Origin of the sequence: Saccharopolyspora hordei, from assembly GCF_013410345.1 — a bacterium.
Classification (GTDB): Bacteria; Actinomycetota; Actinomycetes; order Mycobacteriales; family Pseudonocardiaceae; genus Saccharopolyspora; species Saccharopolyspora hordei.
In genome coordinates this window covers 3277730-3290888 of sequence record NZ_JACCFJ010000001.1, presented here as the reverse complement: position 1 = coordinate 3290888, position 13159 = coordinate 3277730, and the positions used below count along the sequence as shown (strand labels likewise).

13 protein-coding genes are annotated in these 13159 nt (G+C 71.6%); 2 read left to right on the top strand and 11 right to left on the bottom strand.

Features of this window, described 5'->3' with window-relative positions; all coding sequences use genetic code 11:
- Window positions 1-186 precede the first annotated feature (186 nt).
- From crcB (HNR68_RS15095) to HNR68_RS15065, 7 genes are all read right to left on the bottom strand, one after another.
- Complete coding sequence (gene crcB / locus HNR68_RS15095; RefSeq protein WP_179721497.1) at window positions 187-549, bottom strand: fluoride efflux transporter CrcB; 363 nt, start codon at window positions 547-549, stop codon at window positions 187-189.
- Complete coding sequence (locus tag HNR68_RS15090) at window positions 546-887, bottom strand: DUF190 domain-containing protein (RefSeq protein ID WP_179721495.1); 342 nt, start codon at window positions 885-887, stop codon at window positions 546-548. The genes crcB (HNR68_RS15095) and HNR68_RS15090 overlap by 4 nt, the downstream gene beginning before the upstream one ends.
- Window positions 884-1348: a fluoride efflux transporter CrcB gene (crcB, locus tag HNR68_RS15085; protein ID WP_343050165.1), complete on the bottom strand. Its 465-nt coding sequence runs from the start codon at window positions 1346-1348 to the stop codon at window positions 884-886. The genes HNR68_RS15090 and crcB (HNR68_RS15085) overlap by 4 nt, the downstream gene beginning before the upstream one ends.
- 226 nt (window positions 1349-1574) lie before the next feature.
- Window positions 1575-2219, bottom strand: a complete 645-nt coding sequence (locus HNR68_RS15080) for an alpha/beta fold hydrolase (protein ID WP_179721491.1) — start codon at window positions 2217-2219, stop codon at window positions 1575-1577.
- Window positions 2220-2221: 2 nt separating this feature from the next.
- Window positions 2222-2545, bottom strand: a complete 324-nt coding sequence (locus HNR68_RS15075; RefSeq protein ID WP_179721489.1) for a biotin/lipoyl-containing protein — start codon at window positions 2543-2545, stop codon at window positions 2222-2224.
- Window positions 2538-3527 carry an alpha-ketoacid dehydrogenase subunit beta gene (locus tag HNR68_RS15070; protein ID WP_179721487.1) on the bottom strand — a complete coding sequence of 330 codons (990 nt, stop codon included), beginning with the start codon at window positions 3525-3527 and terminating at the stop codon, window positions 2538-2540. Before HNR68_RS15070 ends, HNR68_RS15075 begins: the two co-directional genes overlap by 8 nt.
- Window positions 3520-4491, bottom strand: coding sequence for a thiamine pyrophosphate-dependent enzyme (locus HNR68_RS15065; protein ID WP_246330457.1), 972 nt, complete (start codon window positions 4489-4491; stop codon window positions 3520-3522). Before HNR68_RS15065 ends, HNR68_RS15070 begins: the two co-directional genes overlap by 8 nt.
- Before the next feature lie 445 nt (window positions 4492-4936).
- Between HNR68_RS15065 and HNR68_RS15060 the strand changes: the two genes are divergently transcribed.
- Entirely contained in the window at window positions 4937-6301 is a 1365-nt protein-coding gene (locus tag HNR68_RS15060; protein ID WP_179721485.1) for an MFS transporter, read from the top strand.
- Window positions 6302-6382: 81 nt separating this feature from the next.
- Window positions 6383-7063, top strand: a complete 681-nt coding sequence (locus tag HNR68_RS15055; protein ID WP_179721483.1) for a GntR family transcriptional regulator — start codon at window positions 6383-6385, stop codon at window positions 7061-7063.
- A gap of 416 nt (window positions 7064-7479) precedes the next feature.
- Here the strand turns inward: HNR68_RS15055 and HNR68_RS15050 are convergent, their stop codons facing one another.
- The 4 genes from HNR68_RS15050 to dapA all read right to left on the bottom strand — a co-directional run bounded on the left by HNR68_RS15050 (window position 7480) and on the right by dapA (window position 13151).
- A complete protein-coding gene (locus HNR68_RS15050; protein ID WP_179721481.1) occupies window positions 7480-9384 on the bottom strand; it encodes an FAD-dependent monooxygenase in 1905 nt (634 codons plus the stop codon).
- A 191-nt stretch (window positions 9385-9575) separates the two neighbouring features.
- On the bottom strand, window positions 9576-10637 hold the full coding sequence (gene hpaD / locus HNR68_RS15045) for a 3,4-dihydroxyphenylacetate 2,3-dioxygenase (protein ID WP_179721479.1): 1062 nt from the start codon (window positions 10635-10637) through the stop codon (window positions 9576-9578).
- A 31-nt stretch (window positions 10638-10668) separates the two neighbouring features.
- Complete coding sequence (hpaE, locus tag HNR68_RS15040) at window positions 10669-12162, bottom strand: 5-carboxymethyl-2-hydroxymuconate semialdehyde dehydrogenase (protein ID WP_179721477.1); 1494 nt, start codon at window positions 12160-12162, stop codon at window positions 10669-10671.
- Window positions 12163-12164: 2 nt separating this feature from the next.
- Entirely contained in the window at window positions 12165-13151 is a 987-nt protein-coding gene (gene dapA, locus HNR68_RS15035; RefSeq protein ID WP_179721476.1) for a 4-hydroxy-tetrahydrodipicolinate synthase, read from the bottom strand.
- Window positions 13152-13159 lie beyond the last annotated feature (8 nt).

The following is a 13159-nucleotide window of genomic DNA, read 5'->3' as shown; positions in this document are numbered from 1 at the left end:
CGTTCACCAACCGGATCCGCTCGCGACGATCTTTGGAACCGCAGGCCAGCACACCTGGAAATCTTGTGCACCGTCACCGGCCATCAGTGCCGGTCCCCATTGAGGCCCAGAGCTCCGGGTCGTATTGGAGCTCGTCGATCAGCGCCTGTCACCACCCACCAGCGCCGGTCCTCGCCCCCGAGGGCGTCACCCGACCAGGGCGCTGGTGGTGGTGTGGCCGAGGAGGGCTGCGCCGAGGGTGGCGAGGACGCTGGTCGTGACGTTGAGGGCGGCGTAGGCGTAGGCGCGTTCTTCGACGAGGCGGAGGGTTTCGTAGCTGAAGGTGCTGTAGGTGGTCAGCGCGCCGCAGAGGCCGACGCCTCCCAGGGCCGCGACCGGGTCGGGGAGGGCGGCGCCGGTGAGGGCGCCGAGCACGAAGGAGCCGGCGACGTTGACGGTGAGGGTGCCCCAGGGGAACGCGCTGTCGTGGCGGCGCTGGACAGCGCGGTCGGTGAGGTAGCGCAGCGGCGCACCGATCATGGCGCCGAGGACGACGAGCACGGCGGTCACGGCTGGCGGCTCCTGGTGTAGCGGATGGCGTGGACCTCCTCGAGCACCACGGTGCCCTCGGTGACGAGCTCGTCGAGCTCGGGCAGGAAGGCGCGGACGCGGTCCTCGGCGTCGATGATGACCACGACCACCGGCAGGTCCTCGGCGAGGCCGAGCAGTCGCGTGGTGTGCACCGTGGAGTGGGAGCCGTAGCCCTCGCAGCCGCGGAGCACGGTGGCCCCGGCGAGGCCCGCGCGACGCGCCCGCCGGACGATCTCGTGGTACAGCGGCTCGTGGTGCCAGGTGTCGCCCTCGCCGAGGAACACCGAGAGGCGCAGCGCCGGACCCTCCTGCTTCACCGCGCACCTCCCCTGCGCCTCGTGACCCAGCGGGTGAGCCAGACGCCGAGGACCACGGCGACGAGGGCGCCCACCATCGTCCCGGCGAGGTAGCCGAAGGCAGTGCCGACCGAGCCGGGTCGCAGCAAGGCGTGGGTCTCCACGGCGTAGGTGGAGAACGTGGTGAAGCCGCCGAGGAAGCCGACGCCGAGGAAGGGGCGCAGCAGGCGGTGGGCCGACCAGACCTCGGTGATGAGCACCATGAGGATCCCGATGAGGAAGCAGCCGAGGACGTTGGTCCAGAAGGTGCCCCACGGGAAGTGGCCGGGCACGCTCGGGGCGAGCTGGGCGATCCCGTAGCGGGCCAGCGCGCCGAGCCCGCCGCCGATCGAGATGGCGGCGAGGACAGGCGCTTGACTGCGGACCCGCTCGCTCCGCTGCGGAGCGACACGCTGGTCGATCTTGGCAGGCTCGGTGTTCACACAGGTCTCCCCACTGCAGCCCGACATCGGTCAGGTCGAGCAGGGACTGTTGGCGGCACCGTGCCGCGGTTCGCCGCTGAGCGGACCGGTGAGCCCCACCACCGACACCCACGATAACCAGTCGGCGCGGCGCGCGTCCTCCCGGTGTGCCCGGCACCATCGCCCCCGGCGGACATGGGAGACGGTGGCGGCCCCCACACACCGCCACCGTCAAGCTCGACGCACGTCAGCTGCCGAAGAACCCGAGCGCGGCCTCCTTGAACCGACGGCTCGACACGGCGTTGACGTGGGTGCGCCGCCCGAGCGAGACGAACGGGGCGTCGAGCCCGGCGGCGAACTCCGGCGCGTCCGCGGCGACCTCGTCCTGCTCCCCGGCGGCGAAGAGCACCGGGACGGGCGCCGGCCCGTCGAGCCGGTGGCCCGCCACCTCCTCGACGCACGCCTCCAGCCCGGGTGCGGACAGCGCCTCGGCCACCCGGCGCATCCCGTCGCGCTCCACGGCGCGGCCGCCGATGCCGCCGAGGGCGAGCCGCCGGACGCGGCCGGGAGCCAGCCGCGCCAGCTCCCAGCCGACCAGCCCGCCCATCGAGTAGGTCACAGCATCCACAGTGGACACCCCGGCCGCGTCCAGCACGGCCAGGACGTCGCGCGCCAGCGACTCGGGCGCGTAGCCGGACGCGGGACGGTCGCTCTGCCCGTGCCCGCGCAGGTCGACCAGGACGTGCCCGCGGTCGGCGAGCGCGCGCACCCAGCCGGTGCGCACCCAGGTGCTCTCGCTGTCCGAGGCGAAGCCGTGGAGCAGCAGCACCGGAGCGGGTCCCGGCGCGGTGTCGTACCAGATCTTCGTGCCGTCCTCGGCGGTGGCGAACACGGTCAGTCCTCCGGCAGGGACAGGCGGACGCGCCGCTGCGGCTTGCGCTCCTGGGGAACCGCACCGACGATGCCGGCCTGGTCGTCGGCGACGGTGAAGGTCACCAGCGGCTCCCCCACCTTCAGCTCCTCGTCCTCGCCCACGTGCAGGCGCGCGACCCGGCCGGACTGCGGCGAGGGGACCTCCACAGCGGACTTCGTCGTCTCCAGCTCGACCAGCGGCGCGCCGCGCTCCACCCAGTCGCCCTCGGCGACCAGCCACTCCAGCACGCGGGCACTGATCAAGCCCTCACCGAGATCGGGCAGCGGGAACGTCACGTCAGCCACGGCGGTACTCCAAAGTGGTCTGGATGGCGAGCAGGATGCGGTCGACGCTGGGCAGGTACTCGTCCTCCAGCGCCCCCGACGGGTACGGCACGTCGAAGCCGGTGACCCGCTGCACCGGCGCGCGCAGGTCGGCGAAGCAGCGCTCGGTGACCAGGGCGGACACCTCGGCGCCGAGCCCGGCGGTCAGCGGGGCCTCGTGGACCACCACCGCGCGGCGGGTCTTCGCCACCGAGGCGGCCAGGCCGTCGACGTCGATCGGCTTGAGCCACCGCAGGTCGACGACCTCCAGCTCCACCCCGTCCTCGGCGGCGAGCTCGGCGACCTGGAGGCAGCGGGACACCATCGCACCCCACGCGATGAGCGTGGCGTGCTCGCCCTCGCGCGCGACCCGGCTGGTGCCCGGCGGCACGGCCGGGACCGGCTCGGTGGGGTCGAAGGACTCCCGGTGCCAGTACCGGGACTTGGGTTCCATGAAGATCACCGGGTCGGGGTCGGCGATCGCCTGCCGCAGCAGGTGGTAGCCCTCCGACGGCGTGGACGGCGACACCACCTTCAGGCCCGGCACGTGCGCGAACAGCGCCTCCAGGCTCTCCCCGTGGTGCTCCGGCGCGCGGATGCCGCCGAAGCTGGGCAGCCGCAGGGTGATCGGCATGGGCAGCGCGCCCCGGCTGCGGAAGTGCATGCGCGCCACCTGGTTGACGATCTGGTCGACCGCCGGGTAGCTGAACCCGTCGAACTGGATCTCCGGCACCGGTCGCCAGCCGTGCATGGCCAGGCCGACCGCGGTGCCCATGATCGCCGACTCGGCCAGCGGCGTGTCGAACACGCGGCGCTCGCCGAACTTCTCCCGCAGGCCGTCGGTCACCCGGAACACCCCGCCGAGCGTGCCGACGTCCTGGCCGAACACCAGCACGCGGTCGTCGTCCTCGCACGCGTGCTGCAACGCCAGGTTGAGGGCCTGCTGCAACGACAGCTCAGGCATCGAGCGACTCCTCCCAGACCCGCTGCTGCTCCAGCAGTGCCTTCGTGGGCTCGCGGTAGGTGAACGAGAACAGCTCCTCGACCGGCCGCGCCTCGAGCGCGAGCAGGCCCTCCCGGACCTCGCGCACCACGGCGGCGGCGTGCTCCTCGGCCGCCGCGACGTCCTCGGCGGAGAGCTGCCGCGCGGCCACCGCGAGCGGGTCGCGCTCGCTCCACTCCTGCTCCTCCGCCAGCGTCCGGTAGCGCCCGGGATCGTCCGACGTGGAGTGCGGGCCCATCCGGTAGGTCATCGCCTCGATCACCGTCGGCCCACCGCCGTCGCGCGCCCGGTCCAGCGCGGCCCGGGTCGCCTCGAACACGGCGAGCACGTCGTTGCCGTCGACCCGGTGCCCCTCGATGCCGTAGCCCGCGGCGCGGGCGGCGACCGACCCACCGGCCACCTGCTCGCGGGTGGGCACCGAGATCGCCCAGCCGTTGTTCTGGCAGAAGAACACCACCGGCAGCCGGTACACCCCGGCGAAGTTCATCGCCTCGTGCACGTCGCCCTCCGAACTGGCGCCGTCACCGAAGTACGTGATGGCGGCACCGCCGGTGTCGTCCAGCTTCGCGCCCAGCGCCCAGCCGACGGCGTGCGTCACCGGGCCGGCGACGACGGCGTTGAACGGGGCCAGCCGCGAGGCCTTCGCGTCGTAGAGCCCGCCGTGCCAGACGTTGTGGTGCGAGGCCATGTAGCCGACGAGGTCGACGCCCATCGCGACCGCCGCCCCCAGGTCGCGGTAGCCGGGGAAGGCGAAGTCCCGGCTCAGGTCCAGGGCGGCGGCACTGCCCACCTGAGCGGCCTCCTGGCCCTTCGCCGGCGCGTAGCCGGGCAGGGCGCCCTGCCGCTGCATCGCGATGGCCTCCTCGTCGAGGCGCCGCGCCACCACCATCAGCCGGTGCAACGCGCGGAGATCAGCAGTGTCCATGCCCGAAGCGTGAACAGCCACCACCCCGCTGTGCAACACTCACCCTCGGCACTGTTCACTCTGCTCGATCTGATCGACCGAACACGGCATCCACTGGTCAACCTGACCAGTCGGACGGCGGGGCTCACGCGTTCGACGCGGTCGGCGGCGACCAGCGGGCAGGCAGCGAGGGAAGCGGAGAACGTATACGACCGCCAGCGCGCCCCGGCGCGACGCGCGATCCCCACAGAGGCCGTCTCACGCGCGCGGACGCACTGCGTCGGGCGGACGGCCGGGGAACCGTTGACAACGGTGCTCGGGCACCGCAGTATTCCTGATCGTATTCGATTTCGTAGTTGATCTCGGGAGACACCGTTGCCCCTCTCCCCGCTCCGGCGAGCGGGGGTGAGCCCTCGACGGGCAGGCCGCAGGAGGTCGAGCCGACCGACACAGCAAAGGAGCTGTCATGCCTGGACAAGGCCCCACCCAGGAGCGGGCCCGGCGAGAGCACCGCCGGGTCGCGCTGGGCACGCTGGTGGGCACCACCATCGAGTGGTACGACTTCTTCATCTACGCCAACGCCGCCGCGCTGGTCCTGACCCCGATGTTCTTCGAGCCGTTCGTGGCCTCGTACGGGGAGCTCGCCGGGCGGCTGGTCTCCTTCGCCACCGTGGGCGTCAGCTTCATCTTCCGCCCGCTCGGCGCGGTGGTCGCCGGCCACTTCGGCGACAAGCTGGGGCGCAAGGCCATGCTGGTGCTGACGCTGCTGCTCATGGGCGCGTCCACGACGCTCATCGGCCTGGTGCCCGGCTACGCCGCCATCGGGGTCTGGGCGCCGGTGCTGCTCATCCTGCTGCGCGTCCTGCAGGGCTTCTCCGCCGGCGGCGAGTGGGGCGGGGCGGCGCTCATGGCCGTCGAGCACGCGCCGGCGAACCGGCGCGGGCGGTACGGCGGCTTCCCGCAGATCGGGGTCCCGGTCGGCATGCTCATCGCCACCGCGGTGCTCAGCGTCGTCACCGCCACGACCACCGAGCAGCAGTTCCTCGACTGGGGCTGGCGGGTGCCGTTCCTGCTGTCCGTCGTGCTCATCGTGGTGGGCATGGTGATCCGGCTCGGCATCGCCGAGTCGCCGGTGTTCTCCGGCGAGGGCGAACGGGAGCGCGTCCGGCTCCCGCTGGTGCAGATGTTCCGCTTCAACGGCAAGCAGGTGGTGCAGGGCACCCTCACGTTCGCCGCGAACAACGCGGCCGGGTACATGGTCACCGGCGGCTACGTGCTCTCCTACACCACCTCGGTGCTGGGCATGGAGCGCTCGACGATCCTCAACCTGGTCACGCTCACCAGCGCCGCCTGGGTGGTCACCACGATGTCGGCGGCGGTGCTGTCGGACCGGATCGGGCGGACCGCGGTGTACAAGATCGGGTTCCTCACCCTGCTGGTCTGGGTCTTCCCGATGTTCTGGCTGGTCGACACCGAGGACCCCGTGCTGCTCGCCGTGGCGCTGCTGGTGTTCAGCGTCGGCATCGGGTTCACCTACGGGCCGCAGGCGGCGATGCTCGCCGAGATGTTCCCCGCGCAGGTCCGCTACTCCGGGGCCGGGCTGTCCTACGCCTTCGGCGCGGTGCTGGGCGGCGCCTTCGCCCCGATGATCGCGACCTGGCTGCAGGCCGCGTTCGGCAGCTCGATGGCCGTGTCCGGCTACCTGTTCGCGCTCGCGGCGATCGGCCTGGTCGCCACGTTCACCATCAAGGACCGCACCGGCGGCCCCCTCGGTGCGGACGCCCTCGACATCCCCGGGGCGGCCGAGCTCTCCGCGGCGGCCCGCCGGTGACGCCTCAGCGGTGGGGTGGTCCGGACGACCGCCCCACCGCACCGTATACGATCGCAGGTGTCATGGCCCGAGGAGGGGGAGATGCCGAGCACAGCCGGGGCGCAGGCGCTGTCGAAGTCGGAGAAGGTCTACCGGGAGCTCCACGCCCGCATCCTGTCGGGACGCTACGCCAGCGGGTACCGGCTGGTCCTCGACCAGATCGCCCGTGAGTTCGGCACCAGCCCCGTGCCCGTCCGGGAGGCGGTGCGGCGGCTCGAGGCCGAGGGCCTGGTGACCTTCACCCGCAACGTCGGCGCCGAGGTCGCCGGCATCAACACCTCCGACTACGCCGACGCGATGCAGACGCTCGCCTACCTCGAGGGCGCGGCCACCAGCCTGGCCGCCGCGCACGTCACCGCGGACCAGCTCGCCGAGGCCGCGTCGCTCAACGACGAGATGCGGCGGATGTGCGAGACGACCCTGGACCCGGTGCGGTTCACCGAGCTCAACCACCGCTTCCACTGGGTGCTGTGCGAGAGCTGCCCCAACAAGCACCTGCTCGACCTGGTGCACCGCGAGTGGCAGCGGATGTCGGGCATCCGGCGCTCCAGCTTCACCTTCGTGCCCAGCCGCACCGCGTCCTCGGTGGACGAGCACGACCGGATCGTCGCGCTCATCCGGGCGGGCGCCTCGCAGGAGGAGATCGAGCGCATCTCCCGCGAGCACAAGCTCCGCACGATGACCGAGTACGTCACCTCCCGCCCGGACAGCGCCTCAGCCTGAACCGCGCGTGCCCCAGGACCGCGTCCTGGGGGACGCCCACGGACACACCGCGTGCTGGATCTCGCCCACGGCCTCGTCCGGCACGAGGCCCCCGCGCGCACGGGCACACCGCGACCGACGCCAGAACCCGGTGATCGTCCGCCCCCGGCCCGGGAACGCACGAGCCGACGCCACCCCTCGCCCAAGTGCGCCGTGGGCGCACGCCCTCTCGCCGCCGTCGCCGATCCCACGTCGCGACGGCGGTCGCCCCGGTCTTCCGCCCCTTGAAGGGAAACCAGACGTGCGACTTCCACTGAGGTCGCACGGGATGACTCGCCCGGGCGAGCGGTCGGCTGCGGCGTCGGTGTGCCGGGGCCTCCCCCAGAGCACGCGCGAGCCGACGTCGCCGGGGACGACGTCGGCTCGCGCGTGACCTCTCAGACCCCGACAGGCCGCTTGGCGACGAAGATCCCGGCGAAGAACTCCGCCAGCTCGTCGGTCGCGGTCAGCGGGAGCACGTGCGACACGTAGTGGTCCGGGCGCACGACGACGAGCGCGCCGTCGCGGTCGATGCCGCGGGCCTCGAAGATGTCGTCGTTCGGGTCGGCGGCGTAGACCTTCTCGTAGTCGACGAGCGAGTACGGGCCGACCTTCGGCAGGAACGCCCGGGGCACCACCGAGAGGTCGACGCCGGTGTGGTCCTGCTGGTAGATGACCTTGACGTCGAACCACGCGTCGACGTCGGCGTCCGCCGGCGTGTAGGCGAGCACCGGCGAGTCCGGCGAGCCGGTGACCCACTCGGCGAAGTCGGTCACCTTCGACGGCTGCCCGGCGGCCGGCCGGTCGGCGAACACGTAGATCCGCCAGCGCCCGTCCGCGCGGTGGTGGTGGCCCAGGTGCACCGGGTTGGCGTCGCAGACCCGCGTGACGTGGTTGGACTTGAACCGCTTGCCGATCGGGAACCCGGTCGCCAGCTCCTGGTGCGTCGCCGGACCGACGATCATCGACTGCTGGTACTGGGTCATCAGCCCGGCGGGGAACTCCGCGGTCTTGACGTAGAAGTCCTCCAGCTCGCTGGGGTCCTCCATCTCCTCGGGCTTGGCCGCCATGAGGCTCGACCACTTGCGGTCGAAGTCGATGAGGTTCTGCGCGATCACCTGGCGCTCGGCCGAGTAGGTGTCCAGCAGCGACTCGTGGGCGCGCCCGTCGAGCACGTGCGCGACCTTCCAGGCGATGTTCCAACCGTCCTGGATCGACACGTTCATCCCCTGCCCCGCCTTCGCGCTGTGCGTGTGGCAGGCGTCGCCGGTGATGAACACCCGTGGGCTGCGGGTGCCGGTGAGCTCCTCGGGCACGTCGTCGAACTTGTCGGTCAGGCGGTGCCCCACCTCGTAGACGCTGCGCCAGCAGACCTTCTTCACCGTCAGCGTGTACGGGTGCAGGATCTTGTTGGCGCGGGCCTCGACCTCCTCCTGCGGGGTGTTGCGCACCGCGCCGTTGTCGTCCTCGGGCACCTCCCCCAGGTCGACGTACATCCGGAACAGGTAGTTGCCCTCCCGCGGGATGTGCAGGATGCTGCCGCCGTCGTGCGACTGGATCGCGCACTTGGTGCGGATGTCGGGGAAGTCGGTGTCGGCCAGCACGTCCATCACACCCCACGCGTGGTTGGCCGAGTCCCCCTTGAGCTCGCGGCCGATGGACTCGCGCACCTTGCTGCGCGCGCCGTCGCACCCGATGACGTACTTGGCGCGGACCGTGCGCTGCGCGCCCTCGTCCTCGCCCGCGCTGCGGCGCAGGCGGACCACGACGGGGTACTCCCCCTCGTCGGTGATCTCCAGGGTGAGGAACTCCCAGCCGTAGTCCGGCACCACGCGGGCCGGGGCGTTGCGCGCCGCCTCGGCGAAGTAGTCGAGCACGCGCGCCTGGTTGACGATGAGGTGCGGGAACTCGCTGATGCCGGTCGGGTCGTCGGGGGTGCGCGCGGCGCGGACGATGTTCTTCGGGTTCTCCGGGTCCGGCTTCCAGAAGGCCATCTCGGTGATCCGGTAGGCCTCCTCGGTGATGCGGTTGGCGAAGCCGAACGCCTGGAACGTCTCGACGCTGCGGGCCTGGATGCCGTCAGCCTGCCCGATCTCGAGCCGGCCCGGACGGCGTTCGACGATGCGCGTGACGATGTTGGGGAACTGGGCCAGTTGCGCGGCCGCGATCATCCCGGCGGGGCCGCTGCCCACGATGAGGACGTCGACCTCGTCCGGCAGGTCCTCGGGACGGTCCACTCCGGTGCCCGCGGCCGGCTGGACGCGCGGGTCCCCGGACACGTAACCGTGGTGGTGAAACTGCACGGTTCCTCCTCACATCGTTGTGGGGTGCTGCGCGTGACCAGCGCGCATGCGGTGTGCGAGCGCGGCTCGCACGCAGGGGAAGGATGGTAGGGCGGGAGGCCGGGACGCGGCAGGTCTCGGCAGGGCCCAGCGGGGTGGGCCCTGCCGGTCCGCGGGTCCCGGCGGGGTTCAGCCTGGCGGCGCGGGGGCGTTCAGAGCGAGTTGCCGATCTTGAAACCCGCATCGGTGTCGTCCTTGCGGGTGTAGGAGAACCCGTCGGCGCCGATCGTCACGGCCATCTCGCTGGCCTCCGTGCGCTTGCGCAGCGGCTGCGGGTTGCCGTCGAGGTCCAGCACCGGGGAGGCCTCGGTGTACCAGGACGGGACGACCGGGTTGCCCCACCAGTCGCGGCGCTGGTTGTCGTGCACGTCCCAGGTGACGACCGGGTTGTCCGGGTCGCCGGTGTAGTAGTCCTGGGTGTAGATCTCCACCCGGTGCCCGTCGGGGTCGCGGATGTAGAGGTAGAAGGCGTTGGACACGCCGTGCCGGCCGGGTCCGCGCTCGATGACGTCGGACTTGCGCAGCGCGCCGAGCTTGTCGCAGATGGCCAGGATGTTGTGCTTCTCGTGGGTGGCGAAGGCGACGTGGTGCAGCCGCGGCCCGTCGCCCCCGGTGAGCGCGGTGTCGTGCACGGTCGCCTTGCGCCGCAACCACGCCGCGTAGGTGGTGCCCTCGGCGTCCTTGATGTCCTCGGTCACCCGGAACCCGAGGTCCTCCAGGTACGCCCGGCCCGCAGGCACGTCCGGGGTCACCTGGTTGAAGTGGTCCAGGCGCACCAGCGCGCCCGGGTTGTAGAGGTCGTAGCGCCAGGCCAGCCGCTCGACGTGCTCGACCTCGTAGAAGAACTCGTACGGGAACCCCAGCGGGTCGGTGACCCGGACCGAGTCGCCGACGCCCTTGGTGAACCCGTTGGCGCGGCGTTCGGTGCGGCAGCCGCGCGCGGCGAACCACTGCTCGGCCCGGTCCACGTCCTCGGGGGTGCGCACCCGGTAGGCGAACGCGGCCGCGGCGGCCACCGGTCCCTTGCGCAGCACCAGGTTGTGGTGGATGAACTCCTCGAACGTGCGGAGGTGGATCGTCTCGTCGTCCTCCTCGGTGACCACGAGGCCGAGGGTGTCGACGTAGAACTCCCGGGAGGCGGCCAGGTCGGTGACCACCAGGTCGAGGTAGGCGCAGCGGACGATGTCGGGCGGGGTGAGCTCCGAGTTGTTCATCGTTGACCGTTCCTTCACGTGCGTGACGCCGTCAGGCGCCGAACTTGGGGGTGTGGACCGGCGCCAGCGTGATGTGCATGGCCTGCTGGTCGGAGTAGAAGTCCAGCGACCGGTAGCCGCCCTCGTGGCCGAGCCCGGAGGCCTTCACGCCGCCGAACGGCGTGCGCAGGTCCCGGACGTTGTGCGAGTTCAGCCAGACCATGCCGGCTTCGATGCGCTGCCCGAAGGTGTGCGCGCGCTCCAGGTTGGAGGTCCACACGTACGCCGCCAGGCCGTACTTGACGTCGTTGGCCAGCCGGAGCGCCTCCTCCTCGGTGTCGAACGGGGTGATCGCCACGACCGGGCCGAAGATCTCCTCCTGGAAGATCCGCGCGGTCGGCGGCACGTCGATGAACACCGTCGGCTCGACGTAGTTGCCGGTCTCCAGGCCCTTCGGACGGCCGCCACCGGCGGCGAGCGTGGCCTCGGTCTTGCCGATCTCGATGTAGCTGACCACCTTCTCGTGGTGCTCGGGGTGCACCAGCGCGCCGACCTCGGTGGCCGGGTCGCGCGGGTCGCCGACCTTGACGTTCTTGGCGCGCTCGACGTAGCGGCGGACGAACTCGTCGTAGATCGGCCGCTCCACGAGAATCCGGCTGCCTGCCGTGCAGCGCTCGCCGTTGAGCGAGAAGACGCCGAACACCGTCGAGTCGATCGCGGCGTCGAGGTCGGCGTCGGCGAAGACCACGGCGGGACTCTTGCCGCCGAGCTCCATCGACAGCGCCTTCAGCGTCGGCGCGGCGTTGGCGAAGATGAGCTTGCCGGTCGCCGATTCGCCGGTGAACGAGATCAGCTGGACGTCCTCGTGCTTGACCAGCGCGTCACCGGCCTCCTCGCCGATGCCGTGCACCAGGTTGAACACCCCGTCCGGCACGCCGGCCTCGCGGAAGATCTCCGGCCACAGGCTGGCCGACAGCGGGGTGAACTCGGCGGGCTTGAGCACCACGGTGCAGCCCGAGGCCAGCGCCGGGGCGAGCTTCCAGCTCTCCAGCATGAACGGCGTGTTCCACGGGGTGATCAACCCGGCCACGCCCTTGGGCTTGCGGTGCACGTAGTTCACCTGCTTGCCCGGCACCTGGTAGACGTCGTCGGACTGCGCCACGATGAGGTCGGCGAAGAACCGGAAGTTCTCCGCGGCCCGCTTCGCCTGCCCGAGGGCCTGGGTGATGGGCAGCCCGGAGTCGAAGGTCTCCCACTCGGCCAGCCGCTCGTTGCGGGTCTCGACGATGTCGGCGATCCGGTTGAGCACGCGGGCGCGCTCCCGCGGCAGCATCCGCGGCCACGGCCCCTCGTCGAAGGCCCTGCGCGCGGCGGCGACGGCGCGGTCCACGTCGGCCTGCTTGCCGGCCGCGGCTTCCAGGTAGTTCTGGTTGGACACCGGCTCCAGGACGTCGAAGGTGGCGCCGTCCACGCTGTCGACGAACTCGCCGTCGATGAAGTGCTGGATGCGCTTCGGCAGGTTCTGCGGCACGTGCTGGTGGGTCATGGTCAGGCTCCTGCGGGAGTGCGGGCGGCGCGGGCCGCGATGGTGTCGTCCTCGTCCACCGGCGACAGGTGCTCCGCGCCTTCGGCGAGCAGCGCGCGGATCGTGTCCTGGCCCGGTTCGGTGGGGGTGACCAGCGGCGGGCGGACGTGCCCGGAGCTGATCAAGCCGCGCTGCTGCAGCACCCACTTCACCGGCGCCGGGTTGGTCTCCACGAAGATCAGGTCGACCAGCGGGTGCAGGCCGTAGTGGATGTCCAGCGCCTCCTCCACCCGGCCGGCCCGGTAGGCGTCGTGCATCTTCTTGGTGGCGGCCGGGGCGATGTTGGCGGTGGCGCTGATGAACCCGGTGCCGCCGAGGGCCAGCAGCGGCAGGCACAGCAGCTCGATGCCGGACCACACCAGCAGGTCGCGGCCGGCGGCCTTGATCACGCGCGAGAAGTGCTCGAAGTCCTTGGTGGTCTCCTTGATGCCGACGAAGTTCGGCACGTCGCGGTGCAGCCGCGCGACCGTCTCCGGGGCGATCTCCACCGCGGTCCGGCTCGGCACGTTGTAGGCGATGATCGGCAGGTCCGGGTACTCGCCGGCGACCGTCTTGTACCAGACGTAGAGCGCCTCCTGGGTGGGGCGCGCGTAGTAGGGCGTGATGACCAGCGCGGCGTCGACGCCCGCGTCGTGGGCGGCGCCGGTGAGCTCGATGGTCTCGTCGAGCTTGGCCGAGCCGGTGCCCGGGACGACGGGAGCTCGGCCGTCGACGGTCGCGACCACCGTGCGGATCGCCTCCGCGCGCTCGGCGATGGTCTGCGCGCTGGGCTCCCCGGTCGAGCCGCCGATGGAGATCCCGTCGGAGCCCTGCTTGAGCTGCCACTCGACGAGGTTCGCCAGCGAGGCGTGGTCCACCTCCCCCTCGGCGGTGAAGGGGGTGACCACCGGCGCGATCGATCCGGTCAGTTCCTCCGGGCGGGTGCGCCAGGCACCCGGAGCGTGGGTCATGTCGGTCC